The organism is Achromobacter sp. ACM02 (assembly GCF_014851605.1).
GTDB classification, from domain to species: domain Bacteria; phylum Pseudomonadota; class Gammaproteobacteria; order Burkholderiales; family Burkholderiaceae_B; genus Achromobacter; species Achromobacter aegrifaciens.
Window position 1 is genome coordinate 85,598 of sequence record NZ_JACUZY010000010.1, and the last position, 19,995, is coordinate 105,592.

A 19,995-nucleotide genomic window follows, 5' to 3' on the forward strand; every position below is an offset into this window, starting at 1 on the left:
CACTTCGTGATTTTCAACCCATGAGTCCGTTGGAGTGATCCTATGAAGCTAACGCGCCGCACATTGAATGCAGGTGGTCTTGCTCTGCTCGCAACCAGCGCCCTGGGCGCCGCCGCCCGGGCCGCCGATGGCCTGATCGCGGATCTGCCCGAAGGCGACGAGCAGTTCGGACTGGCGACCGATGTCTACATCTACGCCTATCCCCTGGTGACCATGGAGATGACCAGAAGAGTCATCACCAACGTTGCGGAGCCCAAGGGCACGCGAGCGCCGATGGGGAATCTCATCAAGCTGCGCCAGTATCCCGACGCCAAGTTCCGCGACGTGACCGCGCCGAACGCCGACACGCTGTACACCACTTCCTTCTTTGACGTCGGCGACGAACCCTGGGTCGTCAGCCTGCCCGACATGAATGGACGCTATGCCCTGTTTCCGATGCTGGACGGCTGGACGACGGTGTTCGATGTGCCTGGCAAGCGCACCACGGGCACGGGTGCGCAAACCTTCGTGGTCAGCGGCCCCGGATGGGAGGGCTCGATTCCGCAAGGCATGGTCCAGTACAAATCTCCCACCAGCATCGTGTGGCTGCTGGGCCGCATCTACTGCACCGGCACGCCGGAAGACTATGCGCAAGTGCACAAGCTGCAGGACGAAGTGAAGCTCTGTCCCTTGAGCGCATGGGGCAAGGACTGGACTCCGCCCGCGGGCAAGGTCGACCCTGCGATAGACATGAAGACCTCGGTGCGCGAACAGGTCAACAACATGGACGCGGTCGAGTACTTCAGCTTGTTTGCGCAGCTGCTCAAGCGCAATCCGCCCAGCGCCGCCGACGCGCCCATCGTCGCAAAGATGGCTTCGATAGGCATCGTGCCAGGACAGGACTTCGACAAGAGCAAGCTCGACCCCGACATTGCGAAGCGCGTTCCGCAGGTGGGCTTCGGACGCATCATGACGCACTTCAAGTCCAGCGGTGGCGACATCCAGGACGTGGATGGCTGGGGCTTCACGACCAAGACGGGCATATACGGCACCAACTACCTCCAACGGGCGCTGGTCACCGCGATCGGCCTGGGCGCCAACCGCCCCCAGGACGCCGTTTATCCCACGTCCCTGAAGTCAGACACCGGCGCCATCAAGCGCACCTACAACGGCTCGGAGAAGTACGTGCTGACCTTCAAGAAGGGGCTTACGCCGCCAGTGTCGGGCTTCTGGTCGCTGACGATGTATGACGCGCGCTACTTTTTCGTCGACAACCCGCTGAACCGCTACTCGATCAGCGCGCGCCAGCCCCTGAAGGCCAAGCCCGACGGCTCGATCGACCTGTTCATACAGCATGAATCGCCCGGACCGGACATGGAGTCGAACTGGCTGCCTGCGCCCAAGGGCCCATTCATCCTGATGATGCGTCTTTACTGGCCCAATGAAAGCAACCCGTCGATCATCGACGGCTCCTGGACCATCCCTCCCGTAAGACGGGTCACCTGATACCTGGGTTACGCCGCACCGGCCCCTGGCCGGTTTTGCGCTCACCGCAGGCGTGATGGATGCGATTCATCACGCCTGCCGTTTGGGGAGGGTTTGCAATGAAAAAGAAAATCATGGGCTGCCTGATCTGCGGGCTGCTGCAAGCCGGGACTGCGCTGGGCGCCGAAGCGGAGCCCGCTTCCGCAGCGGGTACCGTGCCTTCGAACGAATGGCAATTCTCGGTCACGCCCTACTTCTGGGCTGCCGGCCTCTCCGGCAAGGTATCCCATTCGCGCTCGCCCGTCATCGACATCCACTCGGACTTCGACGAGCTGTTCGACAACCTCGACTTCGGCGCGATGCTCATCGGCGAGGCGCGCAAAGGACGCTACAGCGTATTCGGCGACCTGATCTACACCAAGATCGGCACACAGGGAGATACGCCGCGCGGCATCCTGGCCTCCAGTGCGGACGTAAAGGCATCCACGTTCGCGGGACTGCTCGGCGTCGGCTATTCCTTGCTGGAAAATTCACCGCATCAGCTGGACGTCGTCGCAGGCCTGCGCGTCTGGTCGGTCGACACCGACATCACGCTCAAGGGCTCGCACCTGAACGGCAGAACGCGCAGCGACGGCGCCACCTGGGTCGACGGCCTGGTGGGCGTGCGCGGAAACTACATGCTGAGCTCAAAGTACTACATCACCGGCTGGGGCCTGATCGGCGCGGGCGGCGCAGAAGCGGATTGGGATGTCGGCCTGGGTCTCGGCTACAACTTCAGCAAGAATGTCTCGGCGGCGATAGGCTATCGCGCAGTGGGCGTGGACTACAGCAGCGGCGGCTTCAAGTTCGACGCCGTGCTGCAAGGGCCGATGGCGGGCCTGACAATCCGCTTCTAGATGGCGGCGCAAAACAAAAAGGCCTTCGATACGAGATCAAAGGCCTTTCCATTTTCTTTGCTGTATTGGCCAAGTGAACTTGGCGCGCCCGGCAGGATTCGAACCTACGACCCCCTGGTTCGTAGCCAGGTACTCTATCCAGCTGAGCTACGGGCGCTCCGGCAAAGAGGCAAAATTATATCAGAAAATCTTGCCGTTTTTACTGCGTTTTCTACTGCACTTACTTCAAACTTGGCGCGCCCGGCAGGATTCGAACCTACGACCCCCTGGTTCGTAGCCAGGTACTCTATCCAGCTGAGCTACGGGCGCATTCGCGTTTGAAAGCAAGCCTTGAATAATAGCGTTATTTCGTGAAGCGCGCAAGTTGGGCACCGATTTATCCGACCACGGCGCCCGCGATGAACCGCAGTCAGGCGGCGTCCGCCCTTGCATCCATTCTTGCCAGCAACGCCCTCGCCTGCTCCACCACGTCGCCGTCATTGGGCCTGAATTCCAAGCGCAGCGCCTGCGGCAATTGCGTGAAGTGCGCATGGCAACTGCGCGCATAGGCCGGATCGTAGTGCCGGTCTATGAGTTCCTGCGCCAGCTCGGCGCGCGCGCCGCTGTCGACCAAGGCCAGCCAGCCGTTCACGCGCTCGCGGCTGTGCAGGCCGATCATGCGTTGAAGCTGCGCCTTGAATGTTGCAGGGTCGTCGAACAGATGGGCGTAGTCCTGCTGCAGAAAGGCCGCGCGATCCTCGCGGCTGGAACGGACCTCGATGCAGGGGCTCGCATGCACCGCCTTCAATAGCGCGGCAGGCAGCGCGACCGCGCCGATCTTGCGGCTCTCCGCTTCGACGAACACCGGCCGCGACGCATCGAACGCCCGCAAGCTCTGAGCAAGTCGCGTGTCGAAACCCTTTTGCGAGGGCTGCGCAACACCGGTCCAGGCGCCCAGCAGCGACCCGCGATGCGCGGCCAGGCGCTCCAGGTCCAGCGTCTGCGCGCCGGCCTCTCCCAATGCATTCAACAAGCGCGTCTTGCCGCTGCCAGTGGGCCCGGCCAGCACGATGTAGCGCAAGCCCGCGGGCAGGCTTTCCAGCGCGTCCAGCGTGGCCTGCCGATAGGTCTTGTAGCCGCCGTCCAGCTGCCGCGCGCGCCACCCGATCATGTTGAACATCGTCGTCATGGAGCCGGAACGCGTGCCCCCGCGCCAGCAATAGATCAACGGGCGCCAACCCTGGCGCCGATCGGCAAAGGTCGTATCCAGATGCGCGGCAATATTGCGCGCCACCAGCGCCGCACCGACGCGCGAGGCCTCGAAGGGCGAGACCTGCTTGTACAGCGTGCCCACCACCACGCGCTCTTCATTGCTCAGCACCGGCGCGTTGATCGCGCCGGGAATATGGTCATCGGCGAATTCGAGCGGCGTGCGCACATCGATGACTTCATCGAAATCGTTCAGCCGGTCTAGCGTGGCAAGCAGGTGTTTCAAGGGATCTGCGCCTGGAAGGGAATCAGCGATTTTCTCATGCGGCGCAGACCCGCCGCGAGCCCATGAAAAAACCCGCAATCACTTGCGCGATTGCGGGTTTTTTATCTCCGGTGCTGACCGAAGCCAGATCGGAGAGAATCTGGCGGAGATGGTGGGATTCGAACCCACGATGCAGTTTTTAGCCACATACTCCCTTAGCAGGGGAGCCCCTTCAGCCTCTCGGGCACATCTCCGAAGAGAACGAGATTCTAGCACGACTTTTTTCACTCTTGCCCGCTATCGGGCACTCATTGCAAAAAAAATCGTGCCGGAGTCTTGAATCAGGCCTTTTCGGCAGGCGCCTGGTCCAGGCCGAAGGCCTTGTGCAGCGCGCGCACGCCCAATTCCATGTACTTGTCGTCGATGATCACCGAGGTCTTGATCTCGCTGGTGCTGATCATCTGGATGTTGATGCCTTCTTGCGAAAGCGTCTGGAACATCAGGCTGGCCACGCCCACGTGCGAGCGCATGCCGATGCCGACGATGGAGACCTTGGCGACCTTCTCGTCGGTGGACAGTTCACGCGCGCCCACGGCGGGGATGACTTCGCGCTTGAGCAGATCAACGGCGCGGGCGAATTCGTTGCGGTTGACCGTGAACGAGAAGTCGGTCGTGCCAGCCACGGACTGGTTCTGCACGATCATGTCGACGTCGATGTTGGCGGCGGCGACCGGGCCCAGGATGGAGAAGGCGATGCCGGGCTTGTCCGGAACGGCCAGCAAGGTGATTTTGGCTTCGTCGCGGCTGAAGGCGATGCCGGAGACAACGGCGGCTTCCATTTTTTCGTCTTCCTCAAAAGTAATCAGCGTGCCCGAGACCATTTCTTCTGCGAGCGGGATAAGCGGGTCGGTCAGCGAGGACAGGACCCGGACCGGCACACGGTATTTGCCGGCGAATTCAACCGAACGGATTTGCAGGACCTTGGAGCCCAGCGATGCCATTTCCAGCATTTCCTCGAAGGAAACGACGGCCATGCGGCGCGCTTCGGGCACCACGCGCGGATCGGTCGTGTAGACGCCGTCCACGTCGGTGTAGATCAGGCATTCGTCGGCCTTGATGGCGGCCGCCACGGCCACGGCCGAGGTGTCGGAACCGCCGCGGCCCAGCGTGGTGATGTGGCCTTCCGGGTCAACGCCCTGGAAGCCCGTAACGATGACCACGCGGCCGGCGTCCAGATCGGCGCGGATGCGCTCGTCGTCGATCGACGAGATGCGCGCCTTGGTGAACGACGAATCGGTGCGCACAGGCACTTGCCAACCGGCATAGCTGCGCGCCGGCACGCCTTCGGCCTGCAGCGCGATGGCCAGCAGGCCGCTGCTGGCCTGTTCGCCGGTGGCGGCGATCATGTCGAGCTCGCGGCTGTCGGGCTGCGGCGTAATCTCGCGCGCCAAGCCGAGCAGGCGATTGGTCTCGCCCGCCATCGCCGACGGAACAACGACAACCTGGTGGCCGGCAGCGTGCCACTTCGCGACGCGACGCGCCACGTTCTTGATGCGCTCGACCGAGCCCATCGAAGTACCGCCATATTTGTGAACGATCAGGGACATCTCGTACTCTGGCTGGGAACCCGCCGCAAAAGGTTGACGGGCAAAGCCGTATATTCTAGCGCGGCGGTAAAAATTTGCGCAGCTTGTGCAAAATTCTGTCCACAGCGCGATTATTTGGGGACATTGGCGCCGCTGATCCGCTTATTCCCGGGGTTCGACCCAGACCCTGCCCCGGTGGCAGCGGATGACGTGGCCAGCCTGTTCCACCCGCAACTGGCGGTCATGGCCCAGGCTGTGCAACCCGCGCAGCTGACGCAGCAGATCGCGCATCCTGGCGTCGGTCGGCATGCGGGCGCCATTGCGTTCCAGCCAATGGCGCAGCACGTGCGCCTGCCGCGCCTCGGACAGCCCGCGCCACGCCTGCAGCGAAAAGCTGGCGCCGTCATCAGAAGGATCGAGCGCGGCGAAATCCTCCCGCGCCACCTCATCCAGAATCTCGGCCGCCTCGCCCATGTGGCGCGCGTGGCGCGCGACGATGGCGCGCCACCCGGGCCAGCGGGCATCGAGCGCCGGCGCCAGCAGTTCGCGCAGGGCAGCCCGGGTGTAGTGCGGATCGGTATTGGTGGGGTCCTGCACCGGACTCCAGCCGCTGGCTTGCGCCACCTCGTCCGCCGCATGCAGGATCGCTTCGCGGCCGATTTCCAGCCAGGGTCGCAGGTAGACCAGCCCATCGCGCCGGGACAGCGGCGCCATGGCTGCCATGCCGACCAGCCCGGTGCCGCGCAGCAGACGCAGCAGGACGGTTTCGGCCTGGTCGTTGCGATGATGGGCCAACAGGATATGCGTCACGCCCTGCTCTCGCGCCAATTGCGCCAGTGCGGCGTAGCGGGCGTCGCGCGCGGCCGCCTCGATGCCCTTGCCCGCGGCCTGCGCCACCTCCACGCGCGCCACCGACAGCGGCAGCGCGAGCATGTCCGCCAGCGTGCGCGCATGCTGCGTCCATGCGTCGGCGGCGTCCTGCAAGCCGTGGTGCACATGGAACAACGCCAGATCCATGTCGAGTTCTCGCGCCACGGGAGCCGTGTGCACGGCCAGCATGGCCGAATCGGCGCCGCCGCTCAACGCCACGGCGATGCGCGCCGGACGCTCGGGCAAGGCCAGCAAGGCGCGGCGCAAGGCCGCGGCAAGCTCGGCCGACACGGGAAGGGAATGAACTACGCCCGCCGAGGCCCGATGCGGAGGATCGGACGCTGGGCGGGCGTTCATGGCGGGATGGCGCGTGGCGCTAGGCCGCGGCGCCGGCGGGGATGCCGGCGCGCTGCCTGCTTCAGGCGCGCACTTCCTGGTAGGCGCCGTAGGACAGCAGGCGCTGGACGCGCTGCTCCACGAGCTGCTCGGGCGTCATGCCCTGGAGCTGGCGCAGGGCATCGCCCAGCGCGCGGCGCAACAGGCGGGCCATGACGCGCGGGTCGCGATGGGCGCCGCCCACCGGTTCGTTGACCACGCGGTCCACCAGGCCCAGGTCCTTCAGGCGCGGCGCGATGATGGCCAGGGCCTCGGCGGCTTCGGGCGCCTTGTCGGCGCTGCGCCACAGGATCGAGGCGCAGCCTTCCGGAGAAATAACGGCGTAGGTCGCGTACTGCAGCATCAGCACGGCATTGCCCACGGCGATGGCCAGGGCGCCGCCCGAGCCGCCTTCGCCGATGATGGTGCAGATCACGGGGACCTTGAGCTCGGCCATGGCATAGAGGTTGTGGCCGATGGCTTCGGACTGGCCGCGCTCTTCGGCGCCGATGCCGGGATAGGCGCCCGGGGTGTCCACGAACGTGAACACGGGGATGCCGAATTTCTCGGCCAGGCGCATTAGCCGCAGGGCCTTGCGATAGCCTTCCGGACGCGGCATGCCGAAATTGCGCGCGGCGCGTTCCTTGGTGTCGCGTCCCTTCTGGTGGCCGATGACCATGCAGGGCGTGCCGTTGAAGCGCGCCAGGCCGCCCACGATGGACTGGTCGTCGGCGTACATGCGGTCGCCGTGCAGCTCATGGAAGTCGGTGAACATTTCGCGCACGTAGTCCAGCGTGTAGGGACGCTGGGGATGGCGGGCGACCAGGGCCGTCTGCCAGGGCGTGAGCTTGGCGTAGATTTCCTTGGCCAAGGTCTGGCTCTTCTGCTGCAGACGTCCGATCTCGTCGGAGATGTCTACGGCCGAATCGGCCTGCACGTAGCGCAGCTGCTCGATCTTGTTTTCAAGCTCGGCGAGCGGTTGTTCGAATTCCAGAAATGTATTGCGCATGTAGTGTGGTTCCGTAGATGGGCTGCCTGGCTTGCGTCAGTATTGGACCGGAGTCGGATCCAGACTGCGCCACAGATACCAGGTCGCCACGGTACGCCAGGGTTGCCACGCCAACGAGACTTCGCGAGCCTCGAAGCGAGAGACAGGCTCGCCGCTGAAATAGTGTAGCGAGATTGCCTTGAGCAACCCGGGATCATCCAGCGGCAGGACATCAGGCCGCTGCAGATTGAAAATCAAAAACATCTCCGCCGTCCAGCGGCCTATGCCGCGGATGGCGGTCAATTCGGAAATGACGGCTTCGTCGTCCATTGCCGCCCATTTCTCGGGATGGACCCGGCGTTCGCCGAAATGCACGGCCAGGTCCAGCACGTACTCGGCCTTGCGCTGCGACAGCCCCGCCGCGCGCAGGCCCTCCAGGCCGACGCGCAGCACGGCGACGGGCGTCGGGCGCTTGCCCACGGCCTCGATGAACTGGGTCCAGACGGTGTCGGCCGCCTTGCTGGACACCTGCTGCCCGATGATCGCCCGCGCCAGCGTCACGAAAGGCGTGCCGCGCGAAGTCAGCCAGACTTCGGGATGCTGGGGAATGATCTTTTTCAGGATGCGGTCGCGCCGCATCAGGTGGGCTACGGCGGCTTCCCAGTACTCGGGCTTGGGAATCTCGAGGTCGACGGTGGACATGGCGGGCGGGTCCTGCGGGTTCAAGCGCGACGCCATTGCGTCACGCCGCCCGGCTTGTCGTCGAGTTCAATACCGGCTTCGCGCAGTTCCGCACGGATGCGGTCGGCTTCGGCGAAGTTGCGGGCGGCCTTGGCGGCCGCGCGCGCGTCGATCAGGGACTGGATGGCCTCGGCGTCCAGCGCACGGCGCTCGCCCTGCTCCATGGCGGCCGCCGAATAGCGCGTGGGCGACTGGAAATAGGCCGCGGGATCCTGCTGCAGCAGGCCCAGCAGGGACGCCAGCGCCTTCAACTGGCCGGCGCTGCGCGCGCTCTTGTTGCGGTTGGCGTCGGAGGCCAGTTCGAACAAGGCCGCGACCGCGCCCGAGCTGTTGAAGTCGTCGTCCATGGCCGCCTTGAAGGCCTGGGCCTGCGGCTCGTTCCAGTCGATGCCCTGCGTGTCAGCGGGCACATTCTGAAGCGCCTGGTACAGGCGGTCGAGCGCGTTCTGCGCGTCGATCAGGTTGTCCGGCGTGTAGTTCTGCGAGCTGCGGTAATGGTTGCGCACGATGAAGAAACGCACCATCTCCGCTTCGCGCGGGTTGACGCGGTAGACGGCCTGATCGGCCGCCGGTTCTTCCTGGGCGATGGTCTGGCGGATGGTGCGGAAATTGCCCAGGGACTTGGACATCTTGTCCGAATCGACCATGAGCGGGCCGCAGTGCATCCAGATGTTGGCCAGCGCGCCGCCGAAAGCGCCCTCGGTCTGGGCGATCTCGTTTTCATGGTGCGGAAATTTCAGGTCCGGACCGCCGCCGTGAATGTCCAGCGGCAGGCCCAGCAGCGACTTGCTCATGGCCGAGCACTCGATGTGCCAGCCCGGACGGCCCAGGCCATACGGCGATTCCCACTTGGTGTCGGCAGGCTCGTCGGCCTTGGCGGACTTCCACAGCACGAAATCCAGCGGATCGCGCTTGGCCGAACCCACGGCCACGCGCTCGCCGGCGCGCAGGTCATCCAGCGTCTTGCCGGACAGCTTGCCGTAGCCGGGAAAGCCGCGCACGGCGTAGTTCACGTCGCCGTCGTCGGCCTGGTAGGCCAGGCCGTTCTGCTCGAGCTTGCCGATGATGTCCAGCATCTCGCCGACGTACTCGGTCGCGCGCGGTTCGCGGTCCGGCGTCTGGACGCCCAGCGCACGCTCGTCGGCGTGCATGGCGTCGATGTAGAAGTCGGTGACTTCGCCGATGCGGCGGCCGGTCTCGACGGCGCGGCGGATGATCTTGTCGTCGATGTCCGTGATATTGCGCACATAGTCGACCGCCAGTCCGCTGGCGCGCAGCCAGCGCTGCACGACGTCGAACGACACCAGCATGCGGGCGTGGCCCAGATGGCAGAAGTCATAGACGGTCATGCCACACACGTACATGCGCACCTGACCAGCCTGGGCCGGCTTGAACGGTTCTTTGGTACGCGACAACGTGTTGTAGATTTGCAGCATGGCGCTTATAGGCTTTATCTAAGTTTTCCGTGGCGGTTGCGGAAAGTTGCTGCCGAAGGAAAATACCTTCGGCGCGTGCCGCCGGGTCGGATTCCAATCCCGCCGATTTCGGTACTGCGATTTCGGTCCCGCGGTTTCGATCCCGATCTCGGCCTCGGGCCATAATCCCACTGGCGCCGACCGCCCCGAACCCGCATTCCGAGCCCGCATTCCATCAACGATATCCCGGGGCTTCGTCCCCGATGTCGAGCCAAAACTCAACCGGGGCTAAAATGGCGGTCGTCAAGTATAGCAAGCGGCCCGGTCGCGCGCGTAAGCGTCGGCCTGCCAAGACTTTTAACGGATGCCCAAGTGACTATCAAGCCGCGCTTTCGCGTCGCCCTGCTCGCCCTGGCCCTTGCGGGCGCGCCGGTTGGAGCCTCTCTGGCCCAGTCGATGGCCGGCGGCGGGGGAACCAACCCCAACGCCAGCCGCACCACCCTGGACCCCATCCCGCCCGAGGGTGGCTGGGACAGTCTGGCCAAGCTGCTGGAAGCCGCCAAGCCCAGCGTCGACACCCGCCTGACGCCCTCGGCCTCGCAGATCACGACTTACATCGAGCGCCTGCTGAACCACGGCGACAACGAAGAAGCGCTTGCCATGATCGAAAAGCGCCAGGAACAGATCAAGGACCAGCGCGGCACCGACGTGCAACTGATGTTCCAGCACGCCCGCGCGCTGGCGGCCCTGAACCGCACCAACGAAGCCATCGACGTCTACACCGAGATGACCAACCGCTTTCCGGAGCTGCCGGAACCTTGGAACAACCTGGGGGCTCTATATGCAGGGCGCGGCGAACTCGACCGCGCGCAGGACGCCCTGTCGATGGCCCTGCGCGCCGATCCCAACTATGCCGCCGCCCGCGCCAATATGGGCGATCTGCAGCTTCTGCAGGCCTTGAACACCTACAAGAAGGCCGCCCGCGATGGCGTGCCCGGCATGCAGGAAAAGGTCCGCGAAGTCGAAACCATGCTGAAGGATAAACACGGCAAATGATGTCCCGCTACTCCCCCCTACACCTGCTGCGCCTGACGGCGTGCTCGTTCGCGCTGGCTGCATTCGCCCCAGCGCTCGTCAGCGCCGCCCCCGCGGCCAATTCCTCCACCTCCACCTCTGAAGGCACAAAAGCCATGAGCACCAACCCCCGCGTCAAGCTCCAAACGAACCAAGGCGACATGGTCATCACCCTGGATGCCGCCAAGGCGCCCAAGACCGTCGAAAACTTCCTGACCTACGTCAAGGAAGGTTTCTACAACGGCACGGTGTTCCATCGCGTGATCGATGGCTTCATGATCCAGGGCGGCGGCTTTGAGCCCGGCATGAAGCAGAAGCAGACCCATGCCCCCATCGAAAACGAGGCCAACAACGGCCTGAAGAACGACAAGTACACCCTGGCCATGGCCCGCACCAGCGATCCGCACTCGGCCACGGCGCAGTTCTTCATCAACGTGTCCAACAACGACTTCCTGAACTTCACCGCGCCCACGCCCAACGGCTGGGGCTATGCCGTGTTCGGCACCGTGACCGAAGGCACGGACGTGGTCGACAAGATCAAGGGCGTGAAGACCGGCAACAAGGGCTTCCACCAGAACGTCCCGAACGAAGACGTGATCATCGAGAAGGCCGAAGTTCTTGAATAAGATCGCGCTGTCCGGCCCCATCTGGCTGGCATCCGACCTGCATCTGGGACCGGCCACGCCGGCCACCTCGGAGGCCTTTCTGGCCTTCCTGGAGGCCGCGCGGGAGGAAGCCGGCGCCCTGCTGCTGCCGGGCGACATCTTCGACGCCTGGATCGGCGACGACGTGATCCGCGCCGCGCCGCCGTGGCTCGCCACGGCGCTGACGGCGCTGCGCGACACCGCCAGCCGGATTCCGGTCTGGCTGGGCCGCGGCAACCGCGACTTCCTCATCGGGGAAGAACTGGCCCAGGCCCTGGGCGCCAAGCTGCTGCCCGAACCGGCGCTGCTGGAAACGGATTACGGGCAAATCCTGCTGACCCATGGCGACGAGTTCTGTACGGACGATGCCGCCTACCAGCAGTTCCGCAAGATGGTCCGCGATCCGCGCTGGCAGGCCGAATTCCTGGCCAGGACGATCCCCGAACGCCTGGCGATGGCGCAGCAGGCCCGCGGCGAAAGCCAGGCCGCCAACCAGATGAAGTCCATGGAGATCATGGACGTCAACGCCGCCGCCATTGAATCCGTCTTCCGCGAGACGGGCGTGCGCGTGCTGGTGCATGGCCATACCCATCGCCCCGCCCGCCACGTGTTGGAAGTGGACGGCAAGAAGCGCGAGCGCTGGGTCCTGCCCGACTGGGACTGCGACCACGTGTCGCCCGCCCGCGGCGGCTGGCTGGTCATCGACCAGGACGGCCTGCAGTTCTACGACCTGGAAACAGAAGCGTAGCCCTCGGGCGCACCGTGACGGAAAACAGCAAGGGCCGCGCAAGCGGCCCTTGTCATTGCTGCTGCCGGCGAACCGCCGGCCACGCCATCAGCGCGTGAAGATCCAGGCCGCGACGACGCCGCCGAAGATGATCCGGTACCAGGCGAATACGCGGTAGGTATGGTTGGCGACAAAGCGCAGCACCGCGCGCACCACCACCATCGCGCTCAGGAACGCGGCGATGAAGCCCACCGCGATGCCCGACAGGTCGTGCTGGGTGAGCACGCCGAAGTTCTTGTACATGTCGTACACGGCCGCCCCCAGCATCGTGGGCATGGCCAGGAAGAACGAGAACTCGGTGGCCGTCTTGCGCTGGATGCCGGCGATCATGCCGCCGATGATGGTGGCGCCCGAGCGCGAGGTGCCCGGGATCATGGCCAGGCATTGCGCCACGCCCACGCCGAGGGCCTGCTTCCAGGAGATCTGCTCCAGCGTGCGGGCCGTGGCGCGCTCATCCGAGGCGGTATCGTCGGCCGCGCCCGGCATGTCGCCCGGCGTATGGTGCGTCTTGCGCTCCACGTACAGCATGATCAGGCCGCCCAGCACCAGGGTCACGACCACCACGGCCGGGTGATAGAAGATGCTCTTGATGGACTTGATGAAGATGGCGCCGACGACGGCGGCCGGCAGGAAGGCGATGATCAGGTTGCGGGTGAAAGCGACCTCGGTGGGCACCCCGGTCAGCGTGCCGCGGATCAGCGTCAGCAGGCGCGCGCGGAACACCCACATCACCGCCAGGATGGAGCCCAGCTGGATCACCACCTCGAATACCTTGCCCTGGCTGGATTCGAAATTGATCCAGTCGCCCACCAGGATAAGGTGGCCGGTGCTGGACACGGGAATGAATTCCGTCAGGCCCTCGATGATGCCCAGGACGAAAGCTTTGATCAGATATAGGGTGTTTTCGGTCACGATGGCAGGTCGGTCCAGTTAGTCGTTGGCTAGGGATTCGTCGTCCGCAAGCATTTCCTGCGGCCGCTTCTCGACGCGCACCAGCGCGATGCGGCGGCCGTCCATTTCCAGGACTTCAAAGCGGAAATGCTCATGGTGGATCTCGTACTCGCAGACGTCGCCCGGCTTGGGCAGGTGCCCGAAGCGCGACAGCAGGTACCCCGCCAGGGTTGAAAAATCCTGGGCGTCATCGACCAGGCCCTCGGTTTCCAGCACCTGCTCGACATGGTGCAGATCAGCCGCGCCGTCGATTTTCCAGGTGTTCTCGCCGTCGGCGACGATGTCGGGAAGCTCATCCTCGTCGGGGAACTCGCCGGCGATCGCCTCGAACACGTCGATCGGCGTCACCAGGCCCTCGATGGCGCCGAACTCGTCGGCCACCAGCACCAGCTGGCCGCGCGAACGCTTGAGCGTGTCCATCAGGCGCAGGATGCCGATGGACTCGTGCACGATGATGGGGTCGCGCAGACGGTTGCGGCGCACCCTGCCCTCGGTGATCAGGTCGGCCACCAGATCCTTGGCGCGGCCGATGCCCAGCACCTCGTCCAGGGAACCCCGGCAAACGGGGAAAAAGCTGTGCGGCGCCTCGGTCAGCTGGCGGCGGATGGTTTCCGGGTCGTCGTCGATGTTGATCCACGACACGTCCGTGCGCGGCGTCATGATCGAACGGATCGACCGCTCGGCCAGGGTCAACACGCCGCTGACCATATTGCGCTCCTCGACCCCGAAAGCCGGGATGGCCGGGCCGTTCGCGCTGGGCAGGTCGGGTTCGTCGGCAGGCGGACGCTTGCCCAGCATGCGCAGCACGGCGGAAGCGGTACGTTCGCGCATCGGCCGGCGCGCATCCAGCTTGAGCAGGTTGCGGCGCGCCACCTGGTTGAGCGCTTCGATGGCGACCGAGAAGCCGATAGCCGCGTACAGGTAGCCCTTGGGCACCTTGAAGCCGAAGGCTTCAGCCAGCAGCGAAAAGCCGATCATGAGCAGGAAGCCCAGGCACAGCACCACCACCGTGGGGTGGGCGTTGACGAAGCGCGTCAGCGGCTTGGACGCCAGCAGCATGATGCCGATGGCGATGATCACGGCAATCATCATGATGGCCAGGTGGTCCACCATGCCGACCGCGGTGATGACCGAGTCCAGCGAGAACACCGCGTCCAGCACCACGATCTGCGTGACAATCACCCAGAAGCTCGCGTACACGCGCGGCCCCGATGAGCCGCCGTGCTGGGAGCCCTCCAGGCGCTCATGTAGTTCCATGGTGCCCTTGAACAGCAGGAACAGGCCGCCGATCATCAGGATCAGGTCGCGGCCCGAGAACGACAGCGGGCCGATGGAAAACAGGGGGGTGGTCAGCGTGACCAGCCATGACATGACCGACAAGAGGCCTAGACGCATGATGAGCGCCAGGCTCAGGCCCATGATGCGCGCGCGGTCGCGTTGCGCAGGGGGCAGCTTGTCCGCCAGGATGGCGATGAAAATCAGGTTATCGATCCCCAGGACGATCTCAAGGACGACCAGGGTAAGCAAGCCGACCCACGCAGTAGGGTCCAGCAGCCACTCCATCAGGAGCTCCAGAAGTTACACGACCGGTAATCGTACATGGAAAATCCGTGACACGCCGGTGACGAACCCCGTCCTTATGCCTGAGGCGCACGCGGTTTAGGCCTGTAGAACCAGGACATCCGGGGTCTGGCGCCATTGCCGGAGCGGACAAAAAAAAACCGGCTTGCAGCCGGCTTTCAGGTCCAGGACAGCCAATCAGTCGCTGAGCTTGAGCGTGCCCTTCATCATGGCCCAGTGGCCCGGGAACGAGCAGAAGTAGGCATAGGCCTCGCCCGGGGTGAGCTTGGAAACGTCGAACGTAACCGAATCCGACTCGCCGCCGCCGATGACCTTGGTGTGGGCGATGACGCGGGTGTCTCCCGCCTTGACGTAATCCTGCGGCAGGCCGGCGTTCATGCCGTCGGTGGCCACGGCCGTCTTGTCGGCTTCCTTGGTCAGCACCCAGTTGTGGCCCATGGCGACCTTGGCCATTTTGCCGACGTGCTTGAGATGCACGGTGAATTGCTTGCAGCTTTTGTCGACAACCATTTCCTTCAGGTTGTACTGCATGGCGTCGTTGCTTTCTATGGTTGCTTCGCACTGAGCGGCCAACGCGGGCAGGCTGGCTGCGGACAGGGCGATGGCGAGGGTGGCTTTTGCCAGCATGGAGATTCTCCGTAAACGTTGGCGGCTCTTCCGACACGCGCGAGGCACATGCCTAGCGTCGCTGCCGCCACGCACAAGTCTATGGCGCAGCGCAAAGCGCGCTATTGACCGGCATCAATAGCGCCTCGTTCAACCTCTCCAAAACGGGGATATCCCCTACAAAACGCAGGGGCATTGCCTCCGCACGGTCCGCGCGCGTACGCCGATTGACAAACCGCAATACGACCGATGCCAAGCATTCTTAGGATGCCTGCAAACAAACACAATCAGCAGAGTACGAAAATGCAAGGCAGCACAGCGGCGGGGCGCGGGTTCAGTCGGTACAAGTGGTTCGTGCATGCAGTCTTTCTTTTCTTGCTGCTGCTGTCCTCGCAGGTCTTCAGCGCCGCTCAGGCCCAACGCCTGCCGGATTTCCTGGGCAGCATCCCCATCGGACAGATCTTCCCCGGCGCGGACCGCGCCGACCCGCCCGCCGGCAAGCCCATGGTTGCCAAGGTGTATGCGGGCACGCGCCAATTGGGCGTGGTCTATCTGACGTCCGACGTCGTCAACACCCGCGGCTACTCCAGCAAGCCCATCGACGTGCTGGTCGGCCTGGCCAACGACGGACGCATCGTCGGCGCGCGCCTCGTGGAGCACCACGAGCCCATCGTGCTCATCGGCATTCCGCAGTCCAAGGTCGACCATTTCATCAGCGGCTACGTCGGGCTGAACTTCGTGGACTCCCCTCCCCGCCATGGCGCCCCGCCGCCCGTGGACATCATCAGCGGCGCGACCGTCACGCTGATGGTGATCGGCGACAGCATCACGCGCTCGGCCATCGCCGTGGCGCGCGCCCATGGCATCGACAAGACCGCCACGGTGGCGCCGTCGGCCACGCCCGTTGCCGCCCGCGTCGTGGACGATGCGCGCGATGCCGTCCAGTCCTGGCAGGACCTGCTGGATGCCGGAGCGGTGCGCAATCTGCGGCTGAACCCGGAAGACGTGAATCAGGCCTTCCGCGCATCGGGCAGGAACGACGCCGCAGCCAATACAGAAGGCAGCACGGACGCGGACGGCTTCATCGACCTGTACGCCGCGCTGGTCAGCGTACCCGCGATCGGCCGCAGCCTGCTGGGCGACACGGAATGGCAGCGCCTGCAGGAGAGGCTCAAGCCCGGCCAGCAGGCCGTGCTGGTGGCCGGCAACGGCGCCTACTCGTTCAAGGGCTCGGGCTACGTGCGCGGCGGCATCTTCGACCGCATCGAGATCATCCAGGATGAAAGCAGCTTCCGCTTCCGCGACCGCAATCACCAGCGCCTGGCCGACGTGGCCGCGCAGGGCGCGCCCGCGTTCCGCGAAGTAGCCCTGTTCGTCGTGCCCGAGGACGCCGCGCTGGATCCGGTCGCGCCCTGGCGCCTGCAGCTGATGGTGCAACGCGTGCTCAGCGTCAGCGACAAGGCCTTCGTCACCTTCGACCTGAGCTATGAACTGCCGGCGGCCTATACCCGGCCGGTGGCGGGCGCGCAGGCATCCACCGCGCCCCCGCCGACTGCCGATCAAGCCGCCCCTGCCCAGACTGCGCAGGAAGAAGACGCCGCGCCCGCGCTATGGAAACAGATCTGGCGCGGCAAGGCCGGCCAGGTCGCCGTGCTGACGGTGGCGCTGCTGGTGCTGGTGGGCGTCTTCTTCTTCCAGGACCAGCTCGCCAGCCGTCCGCTGCTGCACGACCGCCTGCGGCTGGCGTTCCTGGCGTTCGCACTGTTCTGGATCGGCTGGTACGGCCAGGCCCAGCTCTCGGTGGTCAACGTTCTGACTTTCTTTTCGGCCATGCGCAGCGACTTCCGCTGGGAGTACTTCCTGATGGACCCGCTGGTGTTCATCCTGTGGTGCGCCACGGCCATCTCCATGGTCTTCTGGAACCGCGGCGCCTTCTGCGGCTGGTTATGCCCCTTCGGCGCGCTGCAGGAACTCAGCAACCGCGTCGCCCGCCGCCTGGGTGTGCGCCAGCTCAAGATCAGCCACGGCGTGAACCAGCGCCTGTCGACCCTGAAGTACGTAATCTTCCTGCTGCTGTTCGGCTTCTCCTTGTACGACCTGGCGCTGGCCGAACAGTTGTCCGAGGTCGAACCCTTCAAGACCGCGATCATCCTGCGCTTCATGCGCTACTGGCCGTTCGTCGCATTCGCCGTGGCGCTGCTGGCCGCCGGCCTGTTCGTGGAGCGCTTCTTCTGCCGCTATCTCTGTCCGCTGGGGGCCGCGCTGGCAATCCCTGCGCGGCTGCGCATCTTCAACTGGCTGCGCCGCTACCGCGACTGCGGCAATCCCTGTCAACGCTGCAATCTCGAATGTCCGGTACAGGCGATCGACCCCACCGGCGAGATCAATCCGAACGAGTGCATCCAATGCCTGCACTGCCAGATGCTCTACCACCACGAACAGAAGTGCCCACACCTGATCCAGAAGAAGGCCAAGCGGGAGCGCCGCCGCGCGCCCGCCGCCGAACCCGCCGAGCAGGTCATCGTCATGCACCGCGCGCCGAATCCGAATAGCGAACCTGGCGCCTGATCCCGCTTTCCGCACCGCGGCGCCCGGGGCGCCGTCCCTACCAAGGAGTTATCCATGTCAGACAAGAATCCCGACAAGGCCGGCCTCACCCGCCGCAGCTTCCTCGGCACCGCAGCCATCACGGGCGCCGCCGGCCTGGTGGCCGGGGCGCAGATCTCCACCGCCCACGGCAAGGATGCAAAGGGCGGCGCGAACGGCGTGCTGGGCCACGTCGCGCCCGGCGAGCTGGACGAATACTATGCCTTCAATTCCAGCGGCCAGTCGGGCGAGGTGCGCGTGCTGGGGCTGCCCTCCATGCGCGAACTGGTGCGCATCCCGGTCTTCAACCATTGCAGCGCCACCGGCTGGGGCCGCACCAATGAAAGCCGCAAGATCCTGACCGAAGGCCTCACGCCCGAAACCCGCGAGTACCTGAAGGACAAGGGCGGCGTCTTCATCAACGGCGACGCGCACCACCCGCACCTGTCCTTCACCGACCGCACCTACGACGGCCGCTATCTGTTCATCAACGACAAGGCCAACAACCGCGTCGCGCGCATCCGCCTGGATGTAATGAAGACGGACAAGATCACCGAGCTACCCAACGTCTCCGGCGTGCATGGCCTGCGGCCGCAGCGCTACCCGCGCACGGGCTACGTTTTCGCCAACGGCGAGCACATCATCCCGCTGCCCAACGACGGCAAGGTGACGGACGATCCCAAGAAGAACTTCTTCGCCATCTACACCGCCCTGGACGGCGACACCATGAAGGTCGCCTGGCAGGTGCTGGTCGACGGCAACCTGGACAACGGCGACGCCGACTACCAGGGCAAGTACTCGTTCTCCACCTGCTACAACTCGGAGAAGGGCGTCACGGTGGAAGAAGCCTCGGCCAACGAGCAGGACTGGGTCGTGGTGTTCAACATCAAGCGCATCGAGGAAGCCGTCAAGAATGGCGACTTCAAGATGATGGGCGGCGTGCCGGTCGTCGACGGACGCCACGGTTCCAAGTACACCCGCTACATCCCCGTGCCGAACTCGCCGCACGGCTGCAACGCTGCGCCCGACGGCATCCACCTGGTGCTCAACGGCAAGCTCTCGCCCACCGTCACGGTGCTGGACGTGCGCACGCTGGACGATCTGTTCGACGACAAGATCAAGCCGCGCGACTGCGTGGTGGCGGAGCCGCAGTTGGGCCTGGGGCCGCTGCACACGGCGTTCGACGGCCGCGGCAACGCCTACACCACGCTGTTCATCGACAGCCAGATGGTCAAGTGGAACATCGACAAGGCAAAACGCGCCTACAAGGGCGAAAAGGTCGACCCGATCATCCAGAAGCTGGACGTGCACTATCAGCCCGGTCACAACCATTCGACCATGGGCGAGACCCGCGAGGCCGACGGCAAATGGCTGGTGTCGCTGAACAAGTTCTCGAAGGACCGTTTCCTTAACGTCGGCCCGCTCAAGCCCGAGAACGACCAGCTCATCGACATTTCCGGCGACGAGATGAAGCTGGTGCATGACGGCCCCAGCTTCGCCGAGCCGCACGACATGTGCCTGGTGCACCGCTCCAAGGTCCATCCGGTAAGCGTCTGGAAGCGCGACGACCCGATGTGGGAAGACGCCCGCCAGATGGCCAAGAAGGACGGCGTTTCGCTGGACGATGCGGCCAAGGTCGTGCGCGACGGCAACAAGGTGCGCGTGTACATGATGGCGGTCGCGCCCATGTTCAGCATCAAGAAGTTCGAGGTCAACCAGGGCGACGAGGTCACCGTGGTGGTCACGAACATGGAAGTGATCGAGGACCTGACGCACGGCTTCACGCTCGAAGGCCATGGCATCGCCATGGAGATCGGGCCGCAGGCCACATCCTCGGTCACCTTCACGGCGGACCGGCCGGGCGTGTATTGGTACTACTGCCAGTGGTTTTGCCACGCCCTGCACATGGAGATGTCCGGCCAGATGGTCGTCCATCCCAAGAAGACCGCGTAGCGCATATGAAGCTCGCCGCAATCCT

16 protein-coding genes and 3 tRNA genes are annotated in these 19,995 nt (G+C 64.7%); 7 read left to right on the top strand and 12 right to left on the bottom strand.

The window, feature by feature from the left end:
• Positions 1-42: 42 nt before the first annotated feature.
• Both IB258_RS26240 and IB258_RS26245 read left to right on the top strand, forming a co-directional pair.
• Entirely contained in the window at positions 43-1,485 is a 1,443-nt protein-coding gene (locus IB258_RS26240; protein WP_054453160.1) for a DUF1254 domain-containing protein, read from the top strand.
• A 98-nt stretch (positions 1,486-1,583) separates the two neighbouring features.
• Positions 1,584-2,360, top strand: coding sequence for a hypothetical protein (locus tag IB258_RS26245; RefSeq protein ID WP_054453162.1), 777 nt, complete (start codon positions 1,584-1,586; stop codon positions 2,358-2,360).
• 80 nt (positions 2,361-2,440) lie between these two features.
• Here the strand turns inward: IB258_RS26245 and IB258_RS26250 are convergent.
• The 9 genes from IB258_RS26250 to cysS all read right to left on the bottom strand — a co-directional run bounded on the left by IB258_RS26250 (position 2,441) and on the right by cysS (position 9,809).
• A tRNA-Arg gene (locus IB258_RS26250) sits at positions 2,441-2,517 on the bottom strand.
• Positions 2,518-2,592: 75 nt separating this feature from the next.
• A tRNA-Arg gene (locus tag IB258_RS26255) sits at positions 2,593-2,669 on the bottom strand.
• A gap of 100 nt (positions 2,670-2,769) precedes the next feature.
• Entirely contained in the window at positions 2,770-3,834 is a 1,065-nt protein-coding gene (gene mnmH / locus IB258_RS26260) for a tRNA 2-selenouridine(34) synthase MnmH (protein WP_192353395.1), read from the bottom strand.
• 140 nt (positions 3,835-3,974) lie between these two features.
• Positions 3,975-4,067, bottom strand: a tRNA-Ser gene (locus IB258_RS26265).
• 87 nt (positions 4,068-4,154) lie between these two features.
• A complete protein-coding gene (locus IB258_RS26270) occupies positions 4,155-5,420 on the bottom strand; it encodes an aspartate kinase (protein WP_054453165.1) in 1,266 nt (421 codons plus the stop codon).
• Between the two features lie 141 nt (positions 5,421-5,561).
• A complete protein-coding gene (gene tilS / locus IB258_RS26275; protein ID WP_370539860.1) occupies positions 5,562-6,536 on the bottom strand; it encodes a tRNA lysidine(34) synthetase TilS in 975 nt (324 codons plus the stop codon).
• A gap of 151 nt (positions 6,537-6,687) precedes the next feature.
• Complete coding sequence (locus tag IB258_RS26280) at positions 6,688-7,653, bottom strand: acetyl-CoA carboxylase carboxyltransferase subunit alpha (RefSeq protein WP_042794478.1); 966 nt, start codon at positions 7,651-7,653, stop codon at positions 6,688-6,690.
• A 36-nt stretch (positions 7,654-7,689) separates the two neighbouring features.
• Positions 7,690-8,334 carry a DNA-3-methyladenine glycosylase gene (locus IB258_RS26285; RefSeq protein WP_054453697.1) on the bottom strand — a complete coding sequence of 215 codons (645 nt, stop codon included), beginning with the start codon at positions 8,332-8,334 and terminating at the stop codon, positions 7,690-7,692.
• Between the two features lie 20 nt (positions 8,335-8,354).
• A complete protein-coding gene (gene cysS / locus IB258_RS26290) occupies positions 8,355-9,809 on the bottom strand; it encodes a cysteine--tRNA ligase (RefSeq protein WP_175164063.1) in 1,455 nt (484 codons plus the stop codon).
• Positions 9,810-10,160: 351 nt separating this feature from the next.
• Here cysS and IB258_RS26295 point away from each other — a divergent pair, with 351 nt between their 5' ends.
• The 3 genes from IB258_RS26295 to IB258_RS26305 all read left to right on the top strand — a co-directional run bounded on the left by IB258_RS26295 (position 10,161) and on the right by IB258_RS26305 (position 12,254).
• Entirely contained in the window at positions 10,161-10,844 is a 684-nt protein-coding gene (locus tag IB258_RS26295; protein WP_054453172.1) for a tetratricopeptide repeat protein, read from the top strand.
• Between the two features lie 134 nt (positions 10,845-10,978).
• Entirely contained in the window at positions 10,979-11,488 is a 510-nt protein-coding gene (locus IB258_RS26300; protein ID WP_042794482.1) for a peptidylprolyl isomerase, read from the top strand.
• Positions 11,481-12,254, top strand: coding sequence for a UDP-2,3-diacylglucosamine diphosphatase (locus tag IB258_RS26305; RefSeq protein WP_175214153.1), 774 nt, complete (start codon positions 11,481-11,483; stop codon positions 12,252-12,254). Before IB258_RS26300 ends, IB258_RS26305 begins: the two co-directional genes overlap by 8 nt.
• 87 nt (positions 12,255-12,341) lie before the next feature.
• Here IB258_RS26305 and IB258_RS26310 read toward each other — a convergent pair whose 3' ends face one another.
• From IB258_RS26310 to azu, 3 genes are all read right to left on the bottom strand, one after another.
• A complete protein-coding gene (locus IB258_RS26310; protein ID WP_054453176.1) occupies positions 12,342-13,205 on the bottom strand; it encodes an undecaprenyl-diphosphate phosphatase in 864 nt (287 codons plus the stop codon).
• A gap of 18 nt (positions 13,206-13,223) precedes the next feature.
• On the bottom strand, positions 13,224-14,807 hold the full coding sequence (locus tag IB258_RS26315) for a TerC family protein (RefSeq protein WP_054453178.1): 1,584 nt from the start codon (positions 14,805-14,807) through the stop codon (positions 13,224-13,226).
• Positions 14,808-15,002: 195 nt separating this feature from the next.
• Positions 15,003-15,452: an azurin gene (azu, locus tag IB258_RS26320; RefSeq protein ID WP_054453180.1), complete on the bottom strand. Its 450-nt coding sequence runs from the start codon at positions 15,450-15,452 to the stop codon at positions 15,003-15,005.
• A gap of 282 nt (positions 15,453-15,734) precedes the next feature.
• Between azu and IB258_RS26325 the strand changes: the two genes are divergently transcribed.
• Together IB258_RS26325 and nosZ are read left to right on the top strand one after the other, a co-directional pair.
• Positions 15,735-17,999, top strand: a complete 2,265-nt coding sequence (locus IB258_RS26325; protein ID WP_225590522.1) for a NosR/NirI family protein — start codon at positions 15,735-15,737, stop codon at positions 17,997-17,999.
• 54 nt (positions 18,000-18,053) lie between these two features.
• Positions 18,054-19,970, top strand: a complete 1,917-nt coding sequence (nosZ, locus tag IB258_RS26330) for a TAT-dependent nitrous-oxide reductase (RefSeq protein ID WP_054453182.1) — start codon at positions 18,054-18,056, stop codon at positions 19,968-19,970.
• The last annotated feature ends 25 nt before the right edge of the window (positions 19,971-19,995 follow it).